Raw genomic sequence first — 25,261 nt, 5'->3', positions numbered from 1 at the left:
GGGCGTGCGTCACGCGTTCGGCACGACCTTCGACGTCCAGGGCATCTACCTCAACACCCCGTCCATCGGGGTCCCGCCGCGGCCGGTGGTCGACGCCGTCTCGGACGCGGTCGCGGCGTGGGGGCGGGCGGAGTCCTCGCCGCCGCAGTTCGACGGCGCCGTCGACACGGCGCGGGCGTCGTTCGCCCGGCTCGTCGGGGTGCCGGCGTCGTCGGTGGTGCTGGGCAGCGCGGTGTCCGGCCTGCTCGGGCTCGTCGCGGCGTCGCTGCCGGCGGGGAGCCGGGTGCTCACCGCGGACCGCGAGTTCACCAGCGTCACCTTCCCGTTCGCGGGCGCCGGCCACGAGGTGACCGAGGTGCCCCTCGAGGACCTGCCGGAACGCACGGGCTCGGCCGACGTCGTGGCCGTGAGCGTGGTGGCCTCCGCCGACGGCGCCCTGGTCGACCTCGACGCCCTGCGCTCGGAGGTCGGTCCGGACACCCTCGTCGTCCTCGACGCGACCCAGTCGCTGGGCTGGCTGCCCGCCGACCTCTCCTGGGCCGACGTCGTCGTCGCCGGCGGGTACAAGTGGCTGCTCTCGCCCCGCGGCGCCTCGTGGATGGCGGTCTCCGACCGGCTCGCCGAGCGCCTCGTCCCGCACCAGTCCGGCTGGTACGCCGGGGGCTGGGACGCGATCTACGGGCTCCCGCTGCGCCTGCACCCCGACGCCCGCCGCTTCGACCTCTCCCCCGCCTGGCTCGCGCACGTCGGGGCCGCGACCGCCCTGCCCTGGCTCGAGAGCCTCGACGCCACGGCGGTGCACGACCACGGGGTCGGGCTCGCCAACCGCCTGCGCGCGGGGCTCGACCTGCCGTCCGCGGAGTCGGCGATCGTGGCCCTGCGCCACGAGGGCGCCGCCGACCGGCTCGCCGCCGCCGGCATCCGCGCGGCCCTGCGCGGCGGGGCCGCCCGCCTCGGCTTCCACCTGCACAACACCGACGCCGACGTCGACGCGGTGCTCGAGGCGCTGGCCTGACGCGGTCCCCCGTGGGGGCGAGGGGCACGTTGCGCATGATCGACGAGCGCCCACGCCTGCGGAACGTGCCCCTCGCGCAGGTCGCGCGGGGCCGGGCCGGGCGCGGCCGTCAGGCCGGGTCGCGCGGGTACTGCTGGGGCGCGTTGACGGCGCAGTAGGTGCAGGACTCGGTGGGGAAGCGCGCCGGTTCCTCGGGCTCGACCGGTGCGGCCGGACCCCGTCGGGGCCGCAGCAGCACCGCGGAGAGCAGGGCGCCGACGACGAGCAGCCCGGCAGAGATGATCATGGCCGTGCGGAAGCCCTCGGAGAACGCGGGCGGATCGGTGTAGTCCTGCCCGGAGATGCCCGCGACGGCCGGGATCAGCGCGACGGCGAGCAGGCCGGCGGCCCGGGCGATCGCGTTGTTGACGCCCGAGGCGATGCCGACGTGCCGGTCGTCGGCGGCGTCGAGCACGGTCGCCGTGAGCGGGGCGACCGTGCCCGCGAGCCCCAGCCCGAACAGCGCCACCGCCGGCAGGACGTCCACGACGTACGACGCGCCGGCCCCGATGCGGCCCAGCAGGAGCATCCCGGTCGCGGCGAGCAGGAGCCCGACCGTCATCGGCCAGCGCGGCCCGATCCGCTGCGCCAGGCGCCCCGAGCGGGCCGAGAGCAGCAGCATGATCACGGTGATCGGCAGCATCGCCGTGCCGGCGGCGAGCGGGCTGAACCCCGCGACCACCTGCAGCTGGAGGACGACGAGCACGAAGTTCACGCCGAGCGCCCCGTAGACGAGCAGGGTGACGACGTTGGCGGCCGTGAAGCGCGGGTTGGCGAACAGCTCGCCGGGCACGAGCGGGGCCCGCGAGCGCCGCTCGACGAGGACGAACGAGATGAGGGCGAGCACGCCCACCACCCCGGTGACGATCACCGCAGGCGTGGCCCCGTCCTCCCCCGCCGCGGTCAGCGCCCAGGTCAGGGCCCCGAGGCCGGCGACGGCGAGCACGGTGCCCGGCACGTCGAGGTGGTGGCTCGCCTGCGGGTCCCGCGACTCGGGCACGTGCCGCAGCGCCACGACCACGATCACCACGGCGAACGGGATGTTGATGAGGAACACCGCGCGCCAGGTCCACTCGACCAGGAAGCCGCCGAGGAACGGGCCGATCGCCCCGGCGACGCCGCCCAGGCCCGACCACGCTCCGATGGCCGCGGCGCGGTCGCTGCCGTGGAACGACGCCGAGATCAACGCCAGGCTGCCCGGGGTCAGCAGCGCGCCGCCGACGCCCTGCAGCGCGCGCCCGGCGATGAGGAACTCCACCGAGGGCGCGAGCCCGCAGAGCGCCGAGGCCACCGCGAACCACACGACGCCGATGACGAAGACCCGGCGACGACCGAAGCGGTCGCCCAGCGAGCCGCCGAGCAGGATCAGCCCGGCGAGGGTGAGCGTGTAGCCGTTGATCGTCCACTGGAGGGCCGCGAAGCTCGCGTCGAACTCGGCGCCGATGCGCTCGAGCGCGATGTTGACCACCGTCGAGTCGAGCAGGGCGAGGCCCGACCCGAGCACGGTCGTCAGCAGGATCCAGCGACCCCGGGCGCTGCCCATCCGGATGGTGTCGGCGCCGCCGGCGGTGTCGGTCACCGCCTCAGCATGGTCGTCGCACCGGTACGTGACGAGGTGGGCCGCCCCGATACCGTGCACCCATCGTGACGACCGGCCTCTCGCTCCCGTTCGAGCTGCCCTCCAGCAGCACCCTCGACGGCACCCTCGACGAGCTCACCGGCGGCCAGACGCAGGCCACGCTGGTGATCCTCGCGGGCCTCGTCGCGCTGCTCGTCGTCGGCGTCCACGGCTCGTGGCGCCTGGCCCGCAACGTCGTCACCATCGCCCACGAGGGCGGGCACGCCCTGGTCGCGATCTGCTCGGGGCGCACGCTGACCCGCATCCTGCTGCACTCCGACACCTCGGGCGTCACGGTGTCGAAGGGACGCCGGGACGGGCCGGGCATGGTCGCGACGGCTGCCGCCGGCTACGCCACCCCGCCGGTCCTCGGGGTCGGCGCCGCGGCGCTCGTGGCCGCGGACGCGATCTCGGCGATGCTCGTGATCGCCGTCGTCCTGCTGCTCGCGACGCTGATCCTCATCCGCAACGCCTACGGCGTGCTGTCGGTGGCGCTCACCGGCGCGGTGTTCGTGGTGGTCGCGGTCTACGGGTCGGCGAACGTCCAGTACGGGTTCGCCTGCTTCGTCACCTGGTTCCTCATCCTCGGCGGGCTGCGTACGGTGCTCGAGGTGCAGCGCAAGCGCACCCGGCGCCGCGCGCCCGACTCCGACGCCGACCAGCTCGAGCGCCTCACCGGCGTCCCGGGCGGCATCTGGGTCGCGCTGTTCGCCCTGGCCGGCATCTTCGCGCTGATCGGCGCCGGCCGGCTGCTCGTGGTCTGGCCGCCCGTCTGACGTGAGCGAAGTTCCCGGCTATAGCCGGGAACTTCGCTCACGGCGTCATCGGAGGACGCAGTCGGCGCACTTCCCGCCGCCGGGCACGCGGTAGTAGAGGCAGCACGTGGTGCGGGCGAACCCGATGCCGCTCGGGTGGCCCGGGTCGGCGACGAAGCGCCCGAACCCCGCGAAGGGCTCGTGCTCGAGGACGCCCCGCACGATCGCGAGCGCGGCGTCGTGGCGGTCGGGGCGCTCGCCGCCGAGCACCCGCACCGCCCCGGCGAGCGCGGACGTCGCGTTGCCCCACAGCACCTGCTCCGACACCGACTCCCGGGCCCGGACGCCCGCGACCAGCGGCGCGAGGTGGTCCCGGGCCAGCACCTCGGCGAGCGCCGCCGCTGTGAGCGGGTCCTCGGGGGCGCCCAGCTCCGTGCCCGTGAGCCGCTCGGGGTCCGCCCACAGCGGCACCGGCCCGCCGGCCCACGGGCGGGCGTGCAGCACGGTCCGCGGCGCCAGGTCGGGCAGGACGCCGGCGGTCGCGGCGCAGAGCAGGACCGACACCGGGCGGGACGCCAGCGACTGTGTCAGCAGCGACGCCGCGACCCGCCGCCCCGCGTCGAGGCCCTCGGCGACGGCCGCCAGGCGGTCGCCGACCGGGTCGGGCCCGGTGTCGGGCACGGCGTAGAGCGAGGCGAGGGGTCGCCACGACGGGTCGGCGGCCTCCTCGTCGCGGGTCGAGATCGCGAAGAAGCCGCCGACCGCGTCGGCCTCGGCGAGCACCGCCCGGACGCGGACGATCGGGGCGATCGGGGCAGCCGGGTTCCCCTGACGGCCGGTCGATTCGACACCCACAGCGACCCATGCTGGAGGACATGAGCCTCTCGAGCACGGGGGGACGTCGCGGGCGCCGGAGCGGCCCGGCCCGTTTCTCGTTCTGGATCGACCACACGGGCACCCTCGGACCGACCCTGCTGCGCTACGACCTGCGCGGACGCGGCGTGCGGCGCGGCGCCCGGCTCGGGATCGACGGACGCTGGCACGCCAGCACCCAGCCGGACTCGCTCTTGTGGCTGCACACCGGCTCGGGGGACCGCATCGACATCGACGAGGCCCGCGAGGTCGCCCGGCAGCTCGGCTTCCCCGACCTCGACGTCACCGACCCGGTGGTCCTCCCCTGACGCCCGCCGTCACCCGCTGCTCGACAGCAGTCACGCTCCGCCACAACCCGCCGGGATCGGGGAGGTCGCTGCTCCGCCGATCGGTCCCGTTCCGTTAGGTTCGTGGCCATGCTCGACTCCGGCGTCCGTCTCGCCGCCGCCTTCCTGCCGGTGGGAGTACCGGTGATCGTCGGTCTCGTGCTCGCCGTGCTGCGACGCCGCTCGCTGCCGACCGTCACGGGCCCGGCCATCCTCGGGCTGGCGCTGCAGCTCGTGGTCGTCGTCATCACGACGTTCCTCGTGGCCGCGGCCTCGCTCCAGGCCTTCGGCCTGACGCCCGAGACGCTCCTGCCGCTGTCAAGCGCGCTCGGCTTCGTGGTGATCGTGCTGCAGGTCCTGTCCTGGACGCTGCTCCTCATCGCCCTCTTCCGGCGGCTGCCGACGTCGACGGAGCCCGCGACGGCGGCCCCGATGCCCGTGCCGGCGATGGAGCAGGACCGCACGCCCACCGGCCGGCACGCCCTGCTCGACGACCGCGGCGCGCAGGTCGTGGCCGAGGAGGGCACGACCTTCCTCCCCGTCGGCGCTCCCCGCCCCGAGCCGACCCCCTCCTCGATGCCCCTGCCCTCGGTGCCCGGCCCCGGCCGACCGGGGCCCGGCGCCCCCGCCCGCGGCTACCCCGCCATGGGTCACCCCGGGCCCGGGCGGCCGATGCCGGGGCCTCCCCCGGCCCCGCCCGTCGAGGAGCCGGCTCTCGAGGAGCCGGCCCTCCAGGAGACGTCCGCCGAGGAGACGTCCGCCGAGGAACCGGCGGTCACCGAGACGTTCGCCGCGGCGCAGGACGACGAGCGCTACCCGGGCTCCCTGCAGGACGCCCCGGCGGACGCCCCCGGCGAGGACGAGGCCGCGGAGGACACCGAGTACCCGGGCCACCTCGAGGGTGTCGACGCCGACGAGGAGCCCTCGGACACCGGGTCGATCGCGGCGGCGCAGCAGGAGGTCCCGGAGACCACGGTGTTCGCGGCCGCCGATCCCGCCGATCCCGCCGCGACCGGCGGGTCCGACGAGCCCGACGAGCCGCCGGCCGAGGAGGACGACGTCGTCGCCGACGAGGTCACGGCGGAGGACACGGCGGAGGACACGGCGGAGGACACGGCGGAGGACACGGCGGAGGACACGGCGGAGGAGCAGGCCGACGAGGACCCCGCCCAGGACCCAGCCGACGACGACGTGGTCGCGGAGGACCCGAGCGAGGACCCGGACGACGACCCGGTCGCTACGGACGGAGCGAGCGAGCCGACGGAGGAGCCCGTCACCTCCGGCGCCGCGACCTCCGCCGCCGCTCCGACCCCCGGGCACTACCTCGGCACCCCGCAGCGCCCGCAGCCTCCGGCACCCTCGCCGGCCTCCCGGACCTCCGAGCCCGCGCAGGCCTCCCAGTCCCCCGAACCCCCGGCGTCGCGCGGCGGACACCCGTGGTTCGACCCGGACGGCGACGCGGCCCGCCGGGCCGCCGAGCAGCAGGAGCAGACCGAGAGCCACTGATCAACGTGCCCGCACGGTCGATGTCGATCTCCGTGGCCGACCGCACGGACGCGGTGACCTTCGAGGCCACCACGGTCGAGGCCTCTCAGAGCGTCGGTGCCCCGCACTCCAGATCGAGCAGGGCCCGCTTGCGCGCGACGCCGCCGCCGTAGCCCGTGAGCGACCCGTTCGCCCCGACCACGCGGTGACAGGGCACGACGATGCTGATCGGGTTGCGGCCGTTGGCGAGCCCCACGGCCCGGGAGGCCATCGGCGACCCGAGCGCGGCGGCGAGCTCGCCGTAGGTCGTGGTCACGCCGTAGGGGATCTCGCGCAGCGCCGCCCAGACGCGCTCCTGGAACGCCGTGCCGTGCAGGGCGAGCGGGAGGTCGAACGCCGTGAGCTCGCCCGCGAAGTAGGCCGCGAGCTGCTCGCGCACCGGCGCCAGCCCGTCGTCGGCGCGCGGCCCGAGCGTGTCGGGCGCGGGACCGTGGCGGTGGTCGGTCATGTAGAGGCCGGAGAGCACGCCGTCGTCGGCGCGCAGGGTCAGCGGCCCGAGCGGGCTGTCGACGACGGTGTGCGAGGTGCCCATCGCGGCCCAGTGTGCCCCTCAGCCCGCCCCGAGGCCCCGCACCCGCTCGGCGATGACGACGGGCGGCTCGCAGGCCTGCTCGTGGTCGGCGTGCTCGACGCCCTCGATCTGCAGCGTGCTGTGCTCGAGCCCGAATTGTTCGCGCAGGACGATCGTGGCGCGGTCGAGCACCCCGTGCTCGCCGCAGTCGGCGGTGGCGCAGCCCTCGTCGGAGATCACGAGGTGGGCCGAGACGGCGGGGCTGCGATCGTTGATCGCCCAGACGTGCAGGTCGTGGACCTCCGCGACGCCCTCGACGTCGAGCAGCGCGGTGTGCACGTCGTCGACGTCGATGCCGGCGGGCGCGCCCTCGAGCAGCACGTGCCCGGTCTCGCGCAGGAGGGCCACGGTGCGGGGCAGGAGGATCGCGACGATCACCAGCGAGGCGAGCGTGTCGGCGTAGGCCCACCCGGTGGTCAGGGTGACCACGGCGGCGGTGAGCACGGCGACCGAGCCCAACGCGTCGCCGAGCACGTGCAGCGCGGCACCGCGGACGTTCATCCCGCCGCTGCCGCGCTGCAGGACCGCCAGCGCGACGACGTTGCCGACGAGACCGACGAGGCCGTAGACCAGCAGCGCGCCACCGGGCACCTCGGTGGGGCTGGCGAGGCGTTCGACCGCCTCGATCGCGACCCACACCGTGACCCCGAGCAGCAGCACCGCGTTCAGCGCGGCGCCCAGCACCTCGGCGCGGCCGAGCCCGAAGGTCCGGCGCCGGCTCGGCGGGCGGGCGGCGAGCGCGGAGGCGGCGAGGGCGGTGCCGAGGGCGACGACGTCGGTGCCGACGTGCCCGAGATCGGCGAGCAGCGCCAGCGACCCCGTGAGGACCGCGCCGACAGCGCCGACCACGAGCACCAGCGCGGTGATGCCGAGCGCGATGCCGAGCCGCCGCCGGTCGTCGGCACCGGCGCCGTGTCCGTGACCATGTCCGTGCCCCACGGCGCCGACCATACATGCACACATACGCATACGGACGCGGCGGCGCCGTACGCCACACGTCCGGGCAACGGACACCGTCGACGGCCCTAGAGTGTGCCGGTGCCCGTCAACCCCTGGCTCGCCGTCACCGGTGGCACGGCCGGACCGGGCTACGCCGCGCGGTTCGCCGCGCTCGAGCGCGAGGGCCGGGACCTGCACGGGGAGGCCCGGCGCGTCGATGCCCTGGTCCGCGAGAGGCTCGGCCGGCCGGGCGACGTGCTCGACGCCGGCTGCGGCACCGGGCGTGTCGCGATCCGGCTCGCCCGGCTCGGCCACCGCGTGGTCGGCGTCGACCTCGACGCCTCGATGCTCGACGAGGCCCGCGCGCTCGCGCCCGAGCTCGACTGGCGCCTGGTCGACCTCGGCGAACCCGGAGCGCTGCACCTCGACCACCCCGTCGACGCCGTCGTCGCCGCCGGCAACCTGTGGCCGCTGCTGACCCCCGGCACGCACGCCGAGGTCGTCGCCGGCCTCGCGCGCCGGCTGCGGCCCGGCGGGCTGCTCGTCGCCGGCTTCGGGCTCGACGGCGAGCACGTGCCGTTCGCCCTCCCCGACGGCGTCGGCTTCCCCACCCTGGCCGACTACGACGCCGCCGCGGCGGCCGCCGGCCTCGAGCTCACCGCCCGCAGCGCCGACTGGGCGGGCGAGGAGCCCTACCGCGGCGGGGGCTACGTGGTCAGCGTCCACACCCGGAAAGGACACCCCTGATGGCCGTCGATCCGCGCGGACGTGACCTCAAGACGTTCCTGGCCGACGACCCGGGCGGCCCGGTGGTCATGCTCAACCTGCTGCGGTTCCGGCCGGGCGGCCGCGCGTCGTACGCCGCGTACCTCGCCCACTTCCGCGCCCACGCCGAGCACCGCGGCGCCGAGATCCTCTACCTGGGTGACGGCGGCACGGCGCTCGTCGCCGAGGACGGACAGGCCTGGGACGCCGTGCTGCTGGTGCGCTACCCGGACCGGCAGGCGTTCAGCGACATGATCGCGGACCCCGCCTACCAGGAGGGGACACACCTGCGCACCGAGGCGCTCACCGAGGCCGTCCTTCAGGCCACGGCTCCGTGGACCCCGCCGGAACCGCACCCGCACACCTCATGACCGAGGCCGATCCCCGGGCCCTGCTCGTCGTCTTCGTCATCGCGCTCGGCGTCACGGCGATCGCCCGCCGCTACGCGCTCTCGGCGCCGCTGCTGCTCGTGGTGGTGGGGCTCGCGATGTCGTTCGTCCCCGGCGTCCCGGTGGTGCCCCTCGACCCCGACCTCGTGCTCTTCCTCGTCCTGCCCCCGTTGCTGTACTCGGCGGCGCTGGAGAGCTCGACGCTGCGCCTGCGCGAGAACATGAAGCGGATCAGCCAGCTGGCGATCGGCCTCGTCGTGTTCAGCACCGCGGTGGTCGGGATCGCGGCGTGGCTGCTGGTGCCCGACCTGCCGCTGGCCAGCGCGCTGGTGCTCGGCGCCGTCGTCGCCCCGCCCGACGCGGTCGCCGCGGCGTCGATCGGTCGCCGTCTGGGCCTCCAGCGCCGGCTCATGACGATCCTCGAGGGCGAGAGCCTGCTCAACGACGCCACCGCGCTGACGCTCTTCCGCGTGCTGCTCGCCGTGGCGATCGCCACCACCACGGTCGGCACCGGCGTGACGATCCTCGAGGGCCTCGGCGAGTTCGCCCTGGCCGCGGTCGGCGGCGTGGCCCTCGGCGCCGGGCTCGGTTGGGTGCTGCACCGCATCCGGATGCGCCTGCACGACGGCGTGCTCGAGAGCTCGGTCGGCCTGCTCGTCCCGTTCGCGATCTACCTGCTCGCCGAGGAGCTGCACACCTCCGGGGTGCTCGCCGTGGTCGTCGCCGGGCTCTACCTCGGGCACAAGGCCACCGAGGCGGGCTACGCCACGCGCCTGCAGGACCAGGCGGTGTGGAAGGCCCTCGACACCCTGCTGGAGGCGCTGGTCTTCGCGCTGATCGGCCTGCAGCTGCGGGTGGTGGTCGACGGGCTGGGCGAGGACGCCGGGCGCATCCTGGGCGTCTCGCTCGCCCTGCTCGTCGTGACGATCCTGGCCCGGTTCGTCTGGGTCTTCCCGACGATCTATCTCCCACGGGTGCTGCCCAAGGTGCGGCGGGCCGGGCCCGCGCTGCCCTGGCGGGGGCCGTTCGTCATCTCCTGGGCCGGCATGCGGGGCGTGGTGACGCTGGCCGCGGCGTTCGCGATCCCCGTCGGCGACGAGATGACTCCCGGGATGCCGGGGCGCAACGTCGTGGTGTTCGTGGCGTTCGTCATCACCGTCGGCACCCTGCTGCTGCAGGGCCTCACGCTGCCCACCCTGATCCGCCGGCTGCACGTGCAGGACAAGGGCGGGCAGCGCGACGTGCTCGACGAGGCCGCGGTGAAGCAGTCCGCCGCCGAGGCCGCCCTGTCACGACTCGACGAGCTCTCCGACGACTCGACCCCGCAGCACGTCACCGAGCAGCTGCGCACCTGGGCGCAGCACCGCTCCAACGGCGCGTGGGAACGTCTGGGGCGCTCCGACGAGGAGATCGGCGAGTCCCCCTCGGTGGCGTTCACCCGCCTGCGCCGGGAGATGCTGACCGCCGAGCGCGACACCTTCGTGCGCTTCCGGGACATGGGCCGCATCGACGAGGGCGTGCTGCGCGACATGCTCCGCGAGCTGGACTACGAGGAGGCGATGCTCGACCGCTAGGAAAGCTCCCCTCAGACCTCCGTCTTGAGGATGCAGATCCCCAGGTGGGCGTCCTCCACGGCGTCGCGGGCCGCGCTGCCGAGGCCGGGGTCGGCCTTCGCCGCCACCCGCGCGCTGTCGGCGGCCTGCTCGAGCTCGATGATCGCGTCGCGCCGGGCGTCGTCGGCGGTCGCCATGGCCTTGTCGGCCTTGGTGTCGAACTCCCGGACGACGGCCGCGGTGACGACCGACGCGCCGGCGTCGTCGTCGACCGCACGGCGGCACGCCGCGATGCGGCCGCGCACGTCGGTCAGCCTGCTCAGCATGTCGGTGGTGGCGAGCATGGGTCCTCCCCCGTGTGGTGGACCACCATGACGCCACGACGTACGGCGGCGGCCCAGGGACGGGAACTACGTACCGGGACCTGCGTGCCGGGACCTACGTCGGAGCCGGCAGCAGGCCGATGAGCTGTGCGCGCTGGACGGCGACGAGGCGGTCGCCCGCCCCGAGCTTGCGGTAGATGCGCTGGAGGTGCTTCTGCACGGTGCGCTCGCCGACGTGGAGCCTGCGGGCGATCGCCCGCGCCGTGTAGCCCGACGCGAGCAGGGCCAGCACCGAGGACTCCCGGGGCGTCAGCCCGCCCGCGCTCGCCGCCTCCAGCGCGCACGGACCCACCAGGCGCACCCACCGGGCGTAGCACGCGATCTGGCGGTCCAGCCCGGTGAGCAGCCGCTGGAGGCGACGCGCGAGGGCCACCTCCTGCGCGCTGTAGTCGTCCTCGCGCCCGATCAGGAACGTGCGGTTCGCCGTCGGGCCCAGGCACAGCGGCAGGGCCATCTGGGAGGAGACGCCGGCGAGGTACTCCTGGCACAGCGACCGCCACTGGTCCTGCAGCGCGACGGACGCGACCGTCGTGGGGACGTCGGCCACCTGCATCGCCCGCGGGTCCCCGCTCGCGAGGTACCACCGCAGCAGCGGGTGCTCCCGCGGCGCCTGCTCGATCGTCCAGCGCTCGATCTCCGCGCGGTCGACGCCGGCGAGGTCCGCGGGCCACGGCCGCTGCTCGATCACGTCGCCGTCCTGGCCGTAGTACGACCCGGCGGGCGCGTCGAAGGTCCCGGCGAGGAGCTCGACGACCTCCTCGGCGGGCCACGCCGTCAGCGGCTGGGCGACCAGGTCCGCGACGAGGTCCAGCCACGCGTTGTCGTGCGGTGTGGTGAGCATGGGCCGACCTCGACGCCGGGGTCCGGAATGAGCTGCCCGAAAGGATCCTCCGACGACGCTGCGTGGTCGAGCATCCGTCCCCGTTCGGCCGCAGACGTCACCCGGTCGCTGCATCACCCCGATCGCGGGAGCACCCGGATCTCGACGGGCATCGTGCGCAGGGTGTCGAGGGCCCGCCGTTCCCGGCGCAGCGGGAGCCGGGCGAAGAACAGCAGGTCGAGCGGGTACCAGAGCCCGACCCAGGCGATGACCAGGAAGACCCCGTTGCCCAGGAGGTTCTGGAAGAACTCCGGGACGTCCGGGGCGAGGAAGTCGGTCGAGAGCAGCAGGCCGATGACGAAGAGCGGGAGGCCGGGCCGCAACGACGCGAGACCCTGGCGGTAGAGCACGTGCGCCTCGCGCTCGACGCCCTCGAGGCGCCGCTGCGCCCAGCGTCGCAGGGCCCTCTCCAGGCGGGTCGTCGTCGCGGCGACGTCCGCACCGGCGGCCGCCGCGGGCATCTCGAGCACCAGCCGGTCGCGCCGCCCGACCCGGCGGCGCGAGAGCACCTCGCTCAGGATCTCGTCCACCGCGGGCACGGTGCGCGCGTCGTCCCCGTCGTCGTCGAGCAGGCCCGCCGGGTCGACGGTGACCATCTCCTCGGGACGGCGCAGGCGCACCACCACCGGCACGCCGGTCACAGCGCCCACCGCCGCTCGGTCGTGAACGCGACGGTCACCGAGCGCTCGTGCCCCTGCTCGGCGAGCCGGTCGTGCAGCGCCTGGCGCACCACGTCGCCGTCGGCCACCGTGCGCACCGGCGAGTCCTCCCCCACCACGAAGTCCACCTCCACATCGACGCGGGTGCCGACCTTCGACGCCCGCAGGAACGCCTCCTCGATCCCGAAGCGCGCGCGGACCGCCTCGACCGCCTCGTCCAGCGCGGCCCGGGTCTCCTCGGGCGGGGACATCGAGAGGATCTCGCGCATCCCGCCGGCGACCAGCCGGAACGGGATGCGCAGGAACAGCAGGGACACGATGACGACCATCGCCGGGTCCACGTACGCCGCGAGGTCGGGGCGCCCCATCGCGACCAGCACGATCGCGATGACGAACCCGACGAGCACCCCGACCGAGAGCAGCGTGTCCCCGAACCACTCGGCGGCCTCGGCGCGCACCAGGTCGGAGCGCCCGCCCCGGCGCATCAGCACGGTGACGACGGCCCCGCTGACGGTGGCGACGATCGCGTACGTCAGCGCCCAGCCCGTCGAGACCTCGCGGCCGCCGGCGAGCAGGTCGGAGATGCCGCCGACCACGGCGTAGACGCACAGCGCGGCCAGCGCGATCGCCTTGACGACGACGGTGACGGGCTCCCAGATCTCGCGACCCCACGGGTAGCGCTCGTCCGCGCCGGCCCGCGAGGTGCGCAGCGCGATCACCGCGAGCATCGAGAGCCCGACGCTGATGAACGACGACAGGCCGTCGAAGACGATCATGGACGAGCCGCTGAGGATGCCCCACACCGAGGAGACGAGGGCGAAGGCCCCGGACGCCCACACCGAGAGCAGGAGCAGGCGCCGATCACGGCGGTCGGGGTCCACGCGGTGATCGTGACGCTCCGGCCGCTCCGCGTCGAGAGAGTCTCGGTCACTCAGAGGATTGTCAGACGGCGGTCCGCCACGGACACTGCGAGGAGTACTCACCCTTTCAGTCGAACGAGCGACGACCATGTTGCTCAATGTGACCGTCTCGAGGAGACCCACATGACGGTGACGGCCCCGCCGGAGGCGGAGACCGAGACCGGCCCGTCACGCGCCGAGCGTGCGCGCGCCGGTGCCACCGAGCTCGCCCGCCGGGCGCGGCACCGCCCGGTGACCGCGACGACCGTGCTGCTGCTCGCCGTCGCGGGCCTCGCCACGGGCGCGTTCTGGAGCCCGTTGGCCGGCCGTACCTGGGCCGACGCCGTCGCCACCGGCCTCCCGCCCCTGGAGGCCGGGCACTTCTGGACGATCCTCACCGCGCCCCTGGTCGCGCTGCACCCGGTGAGCGCGCTCGTGCTCCTGGTGGTCGCCGCGGTGGCGCTCTTCTGGGCCGAGGGCCGCCTCGGGTCCGGGCGCACGGCCGCCGTGCTCGTCACCGGCCAGATCGGCGCGGTGCTGGTGACCCTCGCGCTGGTCGCCGTCCTCGCCACCACGGGCTGGCTCTGGGCGGTCGACCTCTCGACGTCGCTCACCGCGGGCCTGTCCGCCGGCCTCGTCGCCGTGGTGGCCGTCGCGTCGGCCACCGTCCCCGCGCCCTGGCGGCTGCGGCTGCGGCTCGCGCTCGCCCTACTGGTGTTCGTCGGGCTGCTGTTCCTGGGCCACCTCGCCGACGTCGAGCACTTCCTCGCCCTCGCCGTCGGGCTGCCCCTGGGTTCGCGGCTCGCCGGGTCGGCGTCGGCCGGCTCGTCGGGATCGGTCGGGGGGCACGGCCGCCGCGAGTGGCGGCAGGTGGCCGCGGTCGGGCTGCTCGCGATCGCCGCGATCCGCGTGCTGACGCTCGTCGTGCCCGTCGTCGGCCCGCTCGGTGACACGGCGTCCGACTCCACGGTCACCGAGACCGTCGTGTCGGTGGTGATCTCGCTGCTGCTCGCCGAGGGCCTGCGCCGCGGGCGCCGGATCGCCTGGATCGCCGGCCTGGTCCTCGGGGCCTTCTACACGCTGGTCGGGCTCGTCGTGGTCGGCGCCGTCGTGTTCGCGCAGGTCACCGACCAGATGGATCAGCTCGAGCTCGCCGGCCTCGCGGTCTTCGTGCCCAACGCGGTGCTGTGGGCCGCGCTGCTCGTGTGGCTCGTCGTCGGCCGCGCCGCCTTCGCCGTCCCCTCGCGGCGCCGTCTGCGGCGCCGGTCGGGCGGCACCGCCTCGGGCCCGGAGGTGGCCCGCGAGGCCCTGCACCGCCTCGGCGGCTCGAACCTCTCGTGGATGACGACCTGGCCGGAGAACCGGTACCTCGCCCACGAGGACCTCCCCGACGGCGGCGTCACCGCCTACCGGGTCCACGCCGGCGTCGCGGTGGCCCTCGGCGACCCGATCGTCGCGCCCGCGGAGCGCGCCACGGCGCTCGAGGAGTTCCGCGCCACGGCCGAGCGCTCGGGCTGGGTGCCCTGCCTGTTCTCGACCACCGAGGCCCTCGCCGAGCACGCCCGGGCCACCGGCTGGCGCGCGCTGCAGGTCGCCGAGGACACCCTCGTCGACCTCGACGGGCTCGAGTTCAAGGGCAAGGCCTGGCAGAACGTGCGCAGCTCGTTCAACCGGGCCGGCAAGGCGGGGATCGAGCACCGCATGGTCACGCTCTCCGAGGAGCCGCGCGCGATCGTCGCGCAGGTCCGGGCGATCTCGGAGGAGTGGGTCGGCGACAAGGGGCTGCCCGAGATGGGCTTCACCCTCGGCGGCGTCGAGGAGGCCCTCGACCCCGAGGTGCGCACCGGCCTCGCCGTCGACGCCGAGGGCACCGTCCACGGCGTCACCTCGTGGCTGCCGGTCCACGGCCCCGACGGCGCCGTCGTCGGCTGGACCCTCGACGTGATGCGGCGGCGCCAGGACGGGTTCCGCGCGGTCGTCGAGTTCCTCATCGCCCAGGCGTGCCTGACCTTCCAGGCCGAGGGCGCGCGCTTCATCTCCCTGTCCGGCGCCCCGCTGGCCCGCGCCGGCGACGAGGAGGACGGCGCCGGGGACGGCGAGCTCGTCCTCGACCGCGTGCTCGACCGCATGGGCGAGCTGCTCGAGCCCTACTACGGCTTCCGCTCGCTGCACGCGTTCAAGGCGAAGTTCCAGCCGCGCTACGAGCCGATGTTCCTCGTCTACCGCGACGAGGCCGACCTCCCGCGCGTCGGTCTGGGCATCGGGCGCGCCTACCTCCCGCACGCCCGGGTGCGGGACCTCGTCGCCCTCGTGCGCAGCTGACTAGGCTCGCCGGCATGGCCGACGACACCCTGGACACGATCCACGCGCTCGTGGACGAGGAGCACCGCCTGCGGGCGCACGGCGCGGCGATCACCGCCGACGACCGGGCGCGCCTGGCCCAGATCGAGGAGCAGCTCGACCAGCTCTGGGACGCCCTGCGCCGCCGTCGCGCGGGCAGCCAGTACGGGGGCGACGCGGGCACGGCGACCGAGAAGCAGGTGCACGACTACCTCCAGTAGGGCTCGCGCGGTCCCCGTTCGGGCGAAGGGCACCCCTCGCCGCTCTCTCCGGCCCAAGGTGCCCTTCGCGCGGAACCCCGGTCAGCTCGCGGGCACCGCCGACGCGGCCACCGGCGGCGACGGGAACCCGCCGACCGCCTGCTCGAAGGCGTGGGCGACGCGCAGGCAGGTGGCGTCGTCGAACTGCCGTCCGACGATCATCAGCCCGACCGGAAGGCCGTCGGCCGGGGCCGCGGGCACGGACGTCGCCGGGTGCCCGGTGACGTCGGTCGGGGCCGTGTTGACGATCATCTCCAGGGCCCGGGCCACGCCCTCGGCCACCGGGGCGTCGTCGGCGACGATGGGCGTCGCGAGGATGGGCACGGTCGGCATCACCAGCACGTCGTACTGCGCGAGCGCCGCGTCGTAGCCCGCGCGGGCGGCGGGCAGCAGGTTGCGCGCCATCGCGTAGTGCCGGCCGTGCTCGGTGGCCAGGGCGTGCCGGCCGGCCATGGTCACCATCTTCACGGTGTCGGAGAACAGGTGCCCGCCCGCGGCGCGCGCCCGGCCGTAGTGCGCGATGAGGTCGGGGTCGTAGAGGCCCTCCCAGTTCAGGCCCCAGCCGTTGCCCTCGATCATCTGGGCGACGACGCCGTCCGTGGCGACGACGGTCCAGAGGTCGAACGCGTGCCGGTGCCACGGCACCGACACCTCCTCGGCCGTGAGGCCGGCCCGCGTCAGGGTCTCCACCGCGTCCCGGACGCTCGCGTCGACGGCGGGCACCGAGAGGCCCGCGTGCCCGAAGCCCTCGCTGACGACCCCGACCCGCAGACCCTCGGCTCCCCGCTCGATCTCGAGCAGGTAGTCCACCGGCGCGATCGTGTCGGGCTGGCGCGGGTCGAGCCCGTCCGGGCCCGCCATGATCCCGAGGGCGAGCGCCGCGTCCGCGACGGTGCGCGTCATCGGGCCGAGGTGGTCGATGGTCGCCTCGATGGGGAAGGCGCCGGTGTAGGGCACGAGCCCGTGGGTGGGCTTGTGGCCGACGATCCCGCTCATGGCGGCGGGCATGCGGACCGAACCGCCCTGGTCGCCCCCGGTGGCGAGGTCGACCTCGCCGGCCGCGAGCAGCGCCGCGCTCCCGCTCGAGGAGCCGCCGGTGATGCGGCTCGGGTCCCAGGGGTTGCGCACCGGGCCGGTGTGCGAGGTGTGGCTGGCGCCCGAGAAGCAGAGGTCCTCGCACACCGACTTGCCCGTCACCGTCACGCCGGCGTCGAGCAGGCGCGTCACGACCGTCGCGTCCCGGGACGGGACGAAGCCGTCGATCAGCCGGGAGCCGTTGGCCATCGGCACCCCGGCGACGGCGGTGTTGTCCTTGACCGCGAGCGTGCGACCGGCGAGCGGGCCGTCCGGGGCACCCTCGATGTGGCAGCGCGCGTACCAGGCGCCCCACCGGTTCTCGCCCTCGGCGGGCCACGACCACTCCCGCTGCGGGGTGACCGGGGCCTGGGCGGCCCAGAGCTCCTCCACGCGGTCGTAGGCGCCGAAGGACCCCTCGACGAGCGGCGCGAAGGCCGCGAGCCCGGCCTCGTCGAGACCGAGGCCGTCGCGCGCGGCGAGCGCGGCCAGCTGTTCCGGGGTGGGGGGCGTGACGGGCACGGGCTCTCCTCGGGGGATCCGGGACGGGACCTGGTCGGGAGCCCCACCGTAGGGACGGGGATTGACCGGCGGGTCACGAGCGGGTGACGGTGCCTCCCGAGGCGCGCCGGCGCTCGATCGCCCGCCGCAGCACGCCCTCGACGGGCCCGGTGGCGAAGAGGAGCAGCAGCGGCCAGTACCCCCACTGCGGCGCCACGAGCGTCACCACGACGACCACGAACAGCAGGCCGGCCGTGGTCCCGGACGCGGCGTACCGCGTCGGTGCGTGCCCGTCGGGGCCCCGTGTGCGCCGGACGAGCACCGTCATGACCGTCAGCAGCGCGCTGCTGACGAACAGCATGAGCACGTAGAAGCGCAGCGTGAACGGGTCGGTGGGGAAGGTCCCCACCATCTCGGTGGGGAAGGGCAGCACGACGATGGTGAACAGCCAGGCCGTGTTGACCCACACGATCGCCGGGCCGACCCGCCGCGCCCCGTCGAACACCCGGTGGTGCGCCGCCCAGAAACGCGCGATCACCACGAAGCTCAGGGCGAAGCTGCCGATCAGCGAGAGGTTGTCGGTGAGGAGGCCCAGTCCGGAGCCGGTGGGCTCCTCGACCTCGGGCACGAGCTCGGCGAGCGGCAGCACGAGCAGCGTGAGCGCGATCGCGACGACGCCGTCGCTGAAGGCCAGCAGCCGCTCGGGGCCGAGCCGGTCCGGGTCGGCGTCGGGGTCGGGCTCGGGGTCGACGTCGGGGACCGGCTCGCGGTCGGTCACCGCAGGTCCTCGACGTGCTGGGTCTCGTTGACCGAGCTCACGCGGCGGGCCCCCGAGCGCGAGACCAGCACCCGCGACACCGAGGTGTGGTGCAGCGGGAAGGTCAGCGGGCGCTCCAGGCCGAGGATCGCCGCGAGGTAGGTGTTGATCACCCCGGCGTGGCAGACGACGACGGCGCTGGCCCGCGGGTCCTGGCGGGCGGCGATCGCGTCGAGGGCGGCGACCACGCGCGACGTGAAGGCCGGCCCGTCGACGAACGACGGGTAGACGCCGGACCGGATGGCCTTCCAGTCCTCGTCGTCCGGGTCGCGCTCGTGCACCGGGCGGTAGGTGGGCCGGCCGCGGTCGAACTCGCAGAGGTCCTCGACGGCCGGCGGCTCCGGGACCCCGAGCAGGCGCACCGCCGGGTCCGCGGTCTCGCGGGACCGGCGCATCGTCGAGGTCACGATCTCGGTGACGTCGTCGCGCTCGGGCGTCGCGGCGAGCCACGCGGCGAACCGCTCGGCCTGCCGGCGGCCCCGGGCGGACAGGCCGGGGTCGGCGCCGACCACCTCGTCCGGCCCGCCCGGCTCGACGGTCGCCGCGAGCGGCTCGCCGTGGCGGACCAGCACCAGCTGCGTCACGCCTCGGGCACGGCGGATCCGTGGCCGGCGGCGCGGAGACCGGCGCGGATCGACTCCGCGGCCCGGTCCATCCCGCCCTGGTCGGGGTCGCTCTCGGCCCGGCTGAAGTCGAACGCCTCGAGGCCCCAGGCGGGGTGCACGTGGACGTGCAGGTGCGGGACCTCGAAGCCCGCGACCATCAGCGCCACGCGCGGCGGCGACCAGGTGTCGCGGATCACGGAGCCGATGGCGCGCGCGACGGTCATGACGTGCTCGAGCAGGCCGTCCGGGGCGTCGAGCCACTGGTCGACCTCCTCCCGGGGCACCACCAGCACGTGTCCGGGCCCCAGGGGGTTGATCGAGAGGAAGGCGACCACCCGGTCGTCCGACCAGACGAAACGCCCCGGCAGCTCGCCGTTGATGATCTTCGTGAAGACGGTGGCCACGCCGGGGATCGTAACGACGCGCCCACGCTGCCGGTCGGCGCCGTCGGGGGGGCACCGTATTCTCGATCTGCGCATCGGGCACCCGTCCAGCGTCTCCCCCGCTCACCCCGTACTCCCCGGAGGAAGCCCTGATGCAGCCCTGGCCCGGCACGTCCTACCCCCTGGGCGCGACCTACGACGGGGCCGGCACCAATTTCGCGCTCTTCAGCGAGGTCGCCGAGCACGTCACGCTGTGTCTGTTCGACGAGACCGGCGAGGAGGTCCGGGTCTCCCTGCCGGAGCGGGACGGGTTCGTCTGGCACGGCTACCTGCCCGGCATCGTCCCCGGGCAGCGCTACGGCTACCGCGTCGAGGGCCCGTACGACCCGGAGCAGGGGCAGCGCTGCAACAGCCACAAGCTCCTCATCGACCCGTACGCCAAGGCCCTCGACGGCACGCTCGGCACCACGTACGCGTGGGACGAGGCGCTCTTCTCGTACCACTTCGACGACCCCGACGAGGTCAACCACGACGACTCGGCGCACCACGTGCCCAAGTCCGTGGTGATCAACCCGTTCTTCGACTGGCACGACGACCGTCCCCCGCACACGCCGTACCACGACACCGTCATCTACGAGGCCCACGTCAAGGGGCTCACGTACCTCCACCCGGACGTCCCCGAGGAGATGCGGGGCACGTACTCCGGCGTGGCCCACCCGGCGACGATCGCCCACCTCCAGCGCCTCGGCATCACGGCGATCGAGCTCATGCCGGTGCACCAGTTCATCCACGACGACGCGCTGGTCCAGCGCGATCTGCGCAACTACTGGGGCTACAACACCATCGCCTTCCTGGCCCCGCACTACGGCTACGCGACGCCGTCGGCCACCGGGCGCCCGGCGCCGGGCGCGCACGTCCAGGAGTTCAAGGCGATGGTGCGCGACCTGCACGCCGCGGGCATCGAGGTGATCCTCGACGTCGTCTACAACCACACCGCCGAGGGCAACCACCAGGGCCCGACGCTCTCGATGCGCGGCATCGACAACCAGGCCTACTACCGCCTCGTCGAGGACGACGAGCGGTACTACATGGACTACACGGGCACGGGCAACTCGCTCAACGTCCGGCACCCGCACACGCTGCAGCTGATCATGGACTCGCTGCGCTACTGGGTCACCGAGATGCACGTCGACGGGTTCCGCTTCGACCTCGCGTCCACCCTCGCCCGCGAGTTCTACGACGTCGACCGGCTCTCGACGTTCTTCGACCTCGTCCAGCAGGACCCGGTGATCTCGCAGGTCAAGCTGATCGCCGAGCCCTGGGACGTGGGCCCCGGCGGCTACCAGGTGGGCAACTTCCCGCCCGGCTGGACCGAGTGGAACGGCAAGTACCGCGACACGGTCCGCGACTTCTGGCGCGGGACGCCCGGCACCATGGGCGAGTTCGCGGCCCGGCTCACCGGGTCGTCGGACCTCTACCAGGACGACGGGCGCCGGCCGTACGCGTCGATCAACTTCGTCACCGCGCACGACGGCTTCACCCTCAACGACCTCGTCTCGTACAACGACAAGCACAACGAGGCCAACGGCGAGGACGGCCAGGACGGCGCCGACGACAACAACTCCTGGAACCACGGCGTCGAGGGCCCCACCGACGACGAGGCGATCCGCGAGCTCCGGCAGCGTCAGCGCCGCAACTTCCTGGCCACGCTGTTCCTGTCCCAGGGCGTGCCGATGGTGCTGCACGGCGACGAGATCGGGCGCACCCAGTACGGCAACAACAACGGGTACTGCCAGGACTCCGAGATCTCCTGGATGGAGTGGTCGCCGGAGAAGTCCGACTCCGAGCTGATGGACTTCACCGGCCGGGTCTCCGAGCTGCGCGCCTCCCACCCGGTGTTCCGGCGCCGGCGCTTCTTCAACGGGCGCACGATCCGCCCGGTCGCCGGCGACACCGAGGCCCAGCGCGACATCGCCTGGTACACCTCGTCGGGCGAGGAGATGACCGACCAGGACTGGGAGTCCGGCGAGGCGGCCGTGCTCACGGTGTTCCTCAACGGGGACGGCATCCTCGAGAGCGACGCCCGCGGCCAGCGCGTCATCGACGACTCGTTCATGCTGATCTTCAACGCCCACTACGAGGACGTCGACGTCACGCTCCCCGGCGAGGGCTTCCCGCACCGCTGGGCCGTCGTGCTCGACACCACGACCGGCGAGGTCGTCGTCGGCACCGCCCGCACGATCCAGACCCGGGCGGCCCCGAGCCTGCCCGAGGAGCTCCCCGAGCACATCGGGGGCGACGTCCTCACGGTCACCGCGCGTTCGATGCTGCTGCTGCAGCGCACCGATCTGACGGAGCAGTCGTGAGCATCCCGGCGTCCACCTACCGGCTGCAGCTCTCGCCCGCGCAGGACTTCGCGGCCGCCCGCGGGCTCGTCGACTACCTCGAGTCCCTCGGGGTCGGGGCCCTGTACTGCTCGCCGATCCTGCAGGCCGCGCCGGGCTCGATGCACGGCTACGACGTCGTCGACCCGACGCGGGCCAACGACCAGCTGGGCGGCGAGTCCGGGCGGCGCGACCTCGTCGCCACCCTGCGGGCCGCGGGGCTGGGCGTGCTGGTCGACCTCGTGCCCAACCACATGGGCGTCGCGGTCCCCGAGGCCAACCCGTCGTGGTGGTCGCTGCTGCGCGACGGGCCCGACTCGGAGTACGCGTCCTGGTACGACGCCGACCTGTCGCAGCCGCTCCTGATCCCGGTGCTCGGGTCGCCCGACGACGTGTCGGCGCTGGAGCTCGTCGACGGCGAGCTGCGGTACTACGAGCACCGCTACCCGGTGGCGCCCGGTACGGGGGACGGCTCTCCGCAGGAGGTGCACGAGCGCCAGCACTACCGGCTCGTGCACTGGCGGCGCGGCAACGCCGAGCTGACCCACCGGCGCTTCTTCGACGTCTCCGACCTCGCCGCGGTCCGCGTCGACGATCCGGCGGTCTTCGACGCCACCCACGCCGAGGTGCTGCGCTGGCGCGCCGCGGGCCAGCTCGACGGCCTGCGCATCGACCACCCGGACGGCCTGTCCGCGCCCGGCGCCTACCTGCGCCGGCTCCGCGCCGCTCTGGGCGACGACGCCTGGTTGCTGGTCGAGAAGATCCTCGGTCCGGACGAGACGCTGCCGCTGTCGTGGCCGGCCGACGGCACCACGGGCTACGAGGCGCTGCGCGAGGTCCAGGGGCTGTTCGTCGACCCGCGCGGCGAGGCGCTCGTCGACGCCGTCACCGCCGAACACACCGGCGTCCGCGAGGGCCTCTCCCCCACCGAGCACGCGGCGCGGCGCCTGGTCACCGACGAGATCCTCGTCGCCGAGGTGCGGCGCATCGCCGCCCTGGTGCCCGGCGACGACGACCCCGAGAAGGTGCGCGACGCCGTCGCGGAGCTCCTGTGCTCGTTCCCGGTCTACCGCTCCTACCTGCCCGAGGGACGGTCGTCGCTGGACCGCGCGGTCGACACCGCGGCCACGGCGCGCCCGGAGCTCGCCGCGATCGTCCGCACGATCCACGCCGGCATGCTCGCCGAGCCCGACGGCGCACTGACGCGTCGCATCGAGCAGACCAGCGGGATGGTCACCGCCAAGGGCGTCGAGGACACCACGTTCTACCGCTGGAACCGGTTCGTCGCGCTCAACGAGGTCGGCGGGGCCCCGGATCGCTTCGGCGTCCCGACCACCGAGTTCCACGCCCGCGCCGCGGCCCGCGATGCCGCGACCCCGGCGACCATGACGACGCTCTCGACGCACGACACCAAGCGCTCCGAGGACGTCCGCGCGCGGCTCGCCGTGCTCAGCGAGCTCACCGCCGAGTGGGGCGCCTTCCTGCGCACGGCCTCGGCGCGCCACCCCCTCCCCTCGCCGTCGTTGGAGCTGCTGGCCTGGCAGTCGGTGCTCGGGGCGTGGCCGATCACCGAGGAGCGCCTCGCGGGCTACCTCACGAAGGCCTCGAAGGAGGCCAAGCTCGTCACCGCGCACGTCGACGCCGTGCCCGAGGTCGACGAGGCGATCGCGGCCTGGCCCGGGCAGGTGCTCGGCGACCCCGAGGCCGTGGCAGAGATCGAGGCGTTCGTCGCCGCGATCGCCGGGCACGGGCGGGCGAACGCGCTGGGCCAGAAGCTCCTGCAGCTCGCCGGGCCCGGTGTGCCCGACGTCTACCAGGGCACCGAGCTCTTCGAGTACTCGCTCGTCGACCCCGACAACCGGCGTCCCGTCGACTTCGACCTGCGCCGCCGGCTGCTCGAGCGGCTCGACGGCGGCTGGATGCCGTCGCTCGATGCCGACGAGCCGGACGAGCTCGGCGCGGTGAAGCTCGCGGCCACCTCGGCCGCGCTGCGCCTGCGGCGCTTCCGGCCCGAGCTGTTCACCGGCTACGCGCCGCTGCCCGCCTCCGGGCCGGCCGCGTCGCACGCCGTCGCGTTCGCCCGCGGGGGCCCGGCCGGTCGCGAGCGCCTCGTGGCCGTCGCCACCCGTCTCCCGGTGGGCCTGGAGGCGTCCGGGGGCTGGCGCGACACCGTCCTGCCCCTGCCCGCCGCTGCGGACGACTGGACCGACGTCGTCACCGGCCGGCCCGTCGACGGGTCCGCGCCCGCCCTGGGCTCGCTCCTGGACCGCTTCCCGGTCGCGCTGCTGGTCCGTCCGGCCTGACCCGCGTCCACGAGGTCAGCGGCGGCGGGGTCTCGGAGGCTGGGCGACCCGGGGGCCGACCGGACATTGGCTCTCCAGTTCGATCTCTCGGGAGTGTCGTCAGTGCGACCGGGGGCCAGCCTCACGCACAGCTCCGGTGGCACTGCCGAGAGATCGAACCGGAGAGCCCTCCCTCACCGGCGACGCGGCCTCGGAGGCAGGGCCACGGTCGGGGCCTCCGGCCCGCCGAGCGTCTCGGTCCGCGCCTCGTCCTCGGCGGGCGGCCCCGGGGCCGGGGCCGGTGCCGTCCGGGGGACGACGCGCATCTCCCGCACCACGGGCTGGGCGCCGGTGGCGTGGTCGGCCGCGCGCCGGGCCTCGGCGGGGTCGGTGCGGCCGCGGTCGGCGAGCGGGACGTCGGCGGCGGCGCGGCGCCGGGAGGCCCGCCGGTAGAGCAGGCCGGCGACGACCAGCGCGCTCGCCAGCAGCGGGACGACGAGGGTCCACCAGGTGCCGCCCCGGAACGACGCGTTGACCACCGCGTGGGCGACCGCCACCGGGAAGCAGACGTACGAGGTCCAGTGCACGACGAGCCACGCGCGCTTGGACAGGTAGCGGCGCAGCGAGCTCGAGATCACGACGGCGAGCAGCAGGTCGAGCGCGACCGCCCCGAGCCCCACCGGCCACGGGTTGAACGACGCGGTGCCCGGGACCACGACGTGGAACCACCGCAGCGGCAGGTACGGCGTCACGAGCACGGCGACGACGTGCAGCGCGACGAACACCACGGTGATCAGCGCGAGGTTGCGGTGCAGCGCCACGAGCACGAAGCGCGGCATCGCCTTCGCGGTGGCCCTGCTCATCGAGGTGTTGTGCAGCGCGCCGAGCGCCAGCACCACGCCCATGAGCAGGAGGGAGACGAGCCCGAGGGCCCGCGAGACGTTCCAGAGCTCGATCACCGGTGGGCGCTCAGCGGTACTCGGCCGTCGTGACCCGCGGGACGTCGGCGGCGGTGGAGGACGCCGAGATCCCGGCGTGCAGGCCGACCACCAGCATGGCGGCGGCGACCGTGATCCAGGCCGTCAGCTCGACGATCGTGCGCTTGTTCTGCTCGTGCTGTGCGACCTTCGCGCTCCGGCCACCCGACGCCACCTGCGACCTCCCGCCTCGACTCCCTCCAGGATGACCGATTGCGGAGTGTGGTCGGGGAGGAGGCCGGTCAGCCGACGGGTGTCGGGGTCCCGCGGCGGAGCACCTCGAGCCCCAGGACCTCGGGCGCCAGGCCAGCTCCGGCCCGAGCACGCGCGCGAGCGCGCGGCCGAGCCGTTCGGACAGGAAGCGACATCGTCGGCGCTCCCCCCGGTGGGTCCTCCGCCCCGGTGTCGCGCGGGGGCGGAGGTCGCACC

At 74.5% G+C, this 25,261-nt stretch carries 25 protein-coding genes; 11 read left to right on the top strand and 14 right to left on the bottom strand.

Annotated elements, in window-relative coordinates:
* Positions 1-4 precede the first annotated feature (4 nt).
* Entirely contained in the window at positions 5-1,015 is a 1,011-nt protein-coding gene (locus PH191_RS24150) for an aminotransferase class V-fold PLP-dependent enzyme (RefSeq protein WP_274197179.1), read from the top strand.
* Between the two features lie 109 nt (positions 1,016-1,124).
* Here the strand turns inward: PH191_RS24150 and PH191_RS24145 are convergent, their stop codons facing one another.
* Positions 1,125-2,597, bottom strand: a complete 1,473-nt coding sequence (locus tag PH191_RS24145; protein ID WP_274197211.1) for an MFS transporter — start codon at positions 2,595-2,597, stop codon at positions 1,125-1,127.
* 101 nt (positions 2,598-2,698) lie between these two features.
* Between PH191_RS24145 and PH191_RS24140 the strand changes: the two genes are divergently transcribed.
* Complete coding sequence (locus tag PH191_RS24140) at positions 2,699-3,448, top strand: M50 family metallopeptidase (RefSeq protein ID WP_274197178.1); 750 nt, start codon at positions 2,699-2,701, stop codon at positions 3,446-3,448.
* Between the two features lie 45 nt (positions 3,449-3,493).
* Here PH191_RS24140 and PH191_RS24135 read toward each other — a convergent pair whose 3' ends face one another.
* Complete coding sequence (locus PH191_RS24135; protein ID WP_274197177.1) at positions 3,494-4,282, bottom strand: (2Fe-2S)-binding protein; 789 nt, start codon at positions 4,280-4,282, stop codon at positions 3,494-3,496.
* 20 nt (positions 4,283-4,302) lie between these two features.
* Between PH191_RS24135 and PH191_RS24130 the strand changes: the two genes are divergently transcribed.
* Both PH191_RS24130 and PH191_RS24125 read left to right on the top strand, forming a co-directional pair.
* Positions 4,303-4,608 (top strand): hypothetical protein, encoded by a 306-nt coding sequence (locus PH191_RS24130; protein ID WP_274197176.1) that lies wholly within the window; start codon positions 4,303-4,305, stop codon positions 4,606-4,608.
* 108 nt (positions 4,609-4,716) lie between these two features.
* Entirely contained in the window at positions 4,717-6,132 is a 1,416-nt protein-coding gene (locus PH191_RS24125; RefSeq protein ID WP_274197175.1) for a hypothetical protein, read from the top strand.
* An 85-nt stretch (positions 6,133-6,217) separates the two neighbouring features.
* Here PH191_RS24125 and PH191_RS24120 read toward each other — a convergent pair whose 3' ends face one another.
* Positions 6,218-6,703, bottom strand: coding sequence for a methylated-DNA--[protein]-cysteine S-methyltransferase (locus tag PH191_RS24120; RefSeq protein ID WP_274197174.1), 486 nt, complete (start codon positions 6,701-6,703; stop codon positions 6,218-6,220).
* A gap of 18 nt (positions 6,704-6,721) precedes the next feature.
* Entirely contained in the window at positions 6,722-7,681 is a 960-nt protein-coding gene (locus PH191_RS24115; protein WP_274197173.1) for a cation diffusion facilitator family transporter, read from the bottom strand.
* Positions 7,682-7,780: 99 nt separating this feature from the next.
* Here PH191_RS24115 and PH191_RS24110 point away from each other — a divergent pair, with 99 nt between their 5' ends.
* The 3 genes from PH191_RS24110 to PH191_RS24100 are packed head-to-tail and all read left to right on the top strand — an operon-like array spanning position 7,781 to position 10,409.
* On the top strand, positions 7,781-8,428 hold the full coding sequence (locus PH191_RS24110) for a class I SAM-dependent methyltransferase (RefSeq protein ID WP_274197172.1): 648 nt from the start codon (positions 7,781-7,783) through the stop codon (positions 8,426-8,428).
* Positions 8,428-8,817, top strand: a complete 390-nt coding sequence (locus tag PH191_RS24105; RefSeq protein WP_274197171.1) for a DUF1330 domain-containing protein — start codon at positions 8,428-8,430, stop codon at positions 8,815-8,817. Before PH191_RS24110 ends, PH191_RS24105 begins: the two co-directional genes overlap by 1 nt.
* Complete coding sequence (locus tag PH191_RS24100) at positions 8,814-10,409, top strand: Na+/H+ antiporter (protein WP_274197170.1); 1,596 nt, start codon at positions 8,814-8,816, stop codon at positions 10,407-10,409. The genes PH191_RS24105 and PH191_RS24100 overlap by 4 nt, the downstream gene beginning before the upstream one ends.
* An 11-nt stretch (positions 10,410-10,420) precedes the next feature.
* On the opposite strand, the gene PH191_RS24095 is transcribed toward PH191_RS24100, so the two are convergent.
* From PH191_RS24095 to PH191_RS24080, 4 genes are all read right to left on the bottom strand, one after another.
* Positions 10,421-10,732, bottom strand: coding sequence for a hypothetical protein (locus PH191_RS24095; RefSeq protein ID WP_274197169.1), 312 nt, complete (start codon positions 10,730-10,732; stop codon positions 10,421-10,423).
* Between the two features lie 94 nt (positions 10,733-10,826).
* Positions 10,827-11,612 (bottom strand): helix-turn-helix transcriptional regulator, encoded by a 786-nt coding sequence (locus PH191_RS24090; protein WP_274197168.1) that lies wholly within the window; start codon positions 11,610-11,612, stop codon positions 10,827-10,829.
* 113 nt (positions 11,613-11,725) lie between these two features.
* A complete protein-coding gene (locus tag PH191_RS24085; protein WP_274197167.1) occupies positions 11,726-12,301 on the bottom strand; it encodes a hypothetical protein in 576 nt (191 codons plus the stop codon).
* Complete coding sequence (locus tag PH191_RS24080) at positions 12,289-13,191, bottom strand: cation diffusion facilitator family transporter (RefSeq protein ID WP_274197166.1); 903 nt, start codon at positions 13,189-13,191, stop codon at positions 12,289-12,291. Before PH191_RS24080 ends, PH191_RS24085 begins: the two co-directional genes overlap by 13 nt.
* Positions 13,192-13,353: 162 nt before the next feature.
* On the opposite strand from PH191_RS24080, the gene PH191_RS24075 reads away from it, so the two are divergent.
* Both PH191_RS24075 and PH191_RS24070 read left to right on the top strand, forming a co-directional pair.
* Positions 13,354-15,531: a bifunctional lysylphosphatidylglycerol flippase/synthetase MprF gene (locus tag PH191_RS24075; RefSeq protein WP_274197165.1), complete on the top strand. Its 2,178-nt coding sequence runs from the start codon at positions 13,354-13,356 to the stop codon at positions 15,529-15,531.
* Between the two features lie 14 nt (positions 15,532-15,545).
* Entirely contained in the window at positions 15,546-15,770 is a 225-nt protein-coding gene (locus tag PH191_RS24070) for a DUF2630 family protein (RefSeq protein ID WP_274197164.1), read from the top strand.
* A gap of 81 nt (positions 15,771-15,851) precedes the next feature.
* Here the strand turns inward: PH191_RS24070 and PH191_RS24065 are convergent, their stop codons facing one another.
* The 4 genes from PH191_RS24065 to PH191_RS24050 form a co-directional block, all read right to left on the bottom strand.
* Complete coding sequence (locus tag PH191_RS24065; RefSeq protein WP_274197163.1) at positions 15,852-17,405, bottom strand: amidase; 1,554 nt, start codon at positions 17,403-17,405, stop codon at positions 15,852-15,854.
* Between the two features lie 73 nt (positions 17,406-17,478).
* Positions 17,479-18,162, bottom strand: coding sequence for a TMEM175 family protein (locus PH191_RS24060; protein ID WP_274197162.1), 684 nt, complete (start codon positions 18,160-18,162; stop codon positions 17,479-17,481).
* Positions 18,159-18,785: a histidine phosphatase family protein gene (locus PH191_RS24055; protein ID WP_274197161.1), complete on the bottom strand. Its 627-nt coding sequence runs from the start codon at positions 18,783-18,785 to the stop codon at positions 18,159-18,161. The genes PH191_RS24060 and PH191_RS24055 overlap by 4 nt, the downstream gene beginning before the upstream one ends.
* A complete protein-coding gene (locus PH191_RS24050; protein WP_274197160.1) occupies positions 18,782-19,210 on the bottom strand; it encodes an HIT family protein in 429 nt (142 codons plus the stop codon). The genes PH191_RS24055 and PH191_RS24050 overlap by 4 nt, the downstream gene beginning before the upstream one ends.
* Positions 19,211-19,341: 131 nt before the next feature.
* Here PH191_RS24050 and glgX point away from each other — a divergent pair, with 131 nt between their 5' ends.
* Both glgX and treY read left to right on the top strand, forming a co-directional pair.
* Positions 19,342-21,555, top strand: coding sequence for a glycogen debranching protein GlgX (glgX, locus tag PH191_RS24045; protein ID WP_274197159.1), 2,214 nt, complete (start codon positions 19,342-19,344; stop codon positions 21,553-21,555).
* Positions 21,552-23,876 (top strand): malto-oligosyltrehalose synthase, encoded by a 2,325-nt coding sequence (gene treY / locus PH191_RS24040; RefSeq protein WP_274197158.1) that lies wholly within the window; start codon positions 21,552-21,554, stop codon positions 23,874-23,876. The genes glgX and treY overlap by 4 nt, the downstream gene beginning before the upstream one ends.
* 173 nt (positions 23,877-24,049) lie before the next feature.
* Here treY and PH191_RS24035 read toward each other — a convergent pair whose 3' ends face one another.
* Together PH191_RS24035 and PH191_RS24030 are read right to left on the bottom strand one after the other, a co-directional pair.
* On the bottom strand, positions 24,050-24,814 hold the full coding sequence (locus tag PH191_RS24035) for a ferric reductase-like transmembrane domain-containing protein (protein ID WP_274197157.1): 765 nt from the start codon (positions 24,812-24,814) through the stop codon (positions 24,050-24,052).
* A gap of 10 nt (positions 24,815-24,824) precedes the next feature.
* Positions 24,825-25,007, bottom strand: a complete 183-nt coding sequence (locus PH191_RS24030; RefSeq protein ID WP_274197156.1) for a hypothetical protein — start codon at positions 25,005-25,007, stop codon at positions 24,825-24,827.
* Between the last annotated feature and the right edge of the window lie 254 nt (positions 25,008-25,261).

Source organism: Actinomycetospora callitridis (assembly GCF_028737265.1).
GTDB lineage: Bacteria > Actinomycetota > Actinomycetes > Mycobacteriales > Pseudonocardiaceae > Actinomycetospora > Actinomycetospora callitridis.
Note: the sequence above shows the minus strand (reverse complement) of the source record. Positions and strands in the feature narration are given on the sequence as shown.

Coding starts and splice junctions, on each gene's coding strand:
- PH191_RS24145 (WP_274197211.1), bottom strand. CDS start 2,597: ATGGGCAGCGCCCGGGGTCGCTGGATCCTGCTGACGACCGTGCTCGGG.
- PH191_RS24130 (WP_274197176.1), top strand. CDS start 4,303: ATGAGCCTCTCGAGCACGGGGGGACGTCGCGGGCGCCGGAGCGGCCCG.
- PH191_RS24125 (WP_274197175.1), top strand. CDS start 4,717: ATGCTCGACTCCGGCGTCCGTCTCGCCGCCGCCTTCCTGCCGGTGGGA.
- PH191_RS24120 (WP_274197174.1), bottom strand. CDS start 6,703: ATGGGCACCTCGCACACCGTCGTCGACAGCCCGCTCGGGCCGCTGACC.
- PH191_RS24105 (WP_274197171.1), top strand. CDS start 8,428: ATGGCCGTCGATCCGCGCGGACGTGACCTCAAGACGTTCCTGGCCGAC.
- PH191_RS24100 (WP_274197170.1), top strand. CDS start 8,814: ATGACCGAGGCCGATCCCCGGGCCCTGCTCGTCGTCTTCGTCATCGCG.
- PH191_RS24095 (WP_274197169.1), bottom strand. CDS start 10,732: ATGCTCGCCACCACCGACATGCTGAGCAGGCTGACCGACGTGCGCGGC.
- PH191_RS24090 (WP_274197168.1), bottom strand. CDS start 11,612: ATGCTCACCACACCGCACGACAACGCGTGGCTGGACCTCGTCGCGGAC.
- PH191_RS24075 (WP_274197165.1), top strand. CDS start 13,354: ATGACGGTGACGGCCCCGCCGGAGGCGGAGACCGAGACCGGCCCGTCA.
- PH191_RS24070 (WP_274197164.1), top strand. CDS start 15,546: ATGGCCGACGACACCCTGGACACGATCCACGCGCTCGTGGACGAGGAG.
- glgX (WP_274197159.1), top strand. CDS start 19,342: ATGCAGCCCTGGCCCGGCACGTCCTACCCCCTGGGCGCGACCTACGAC.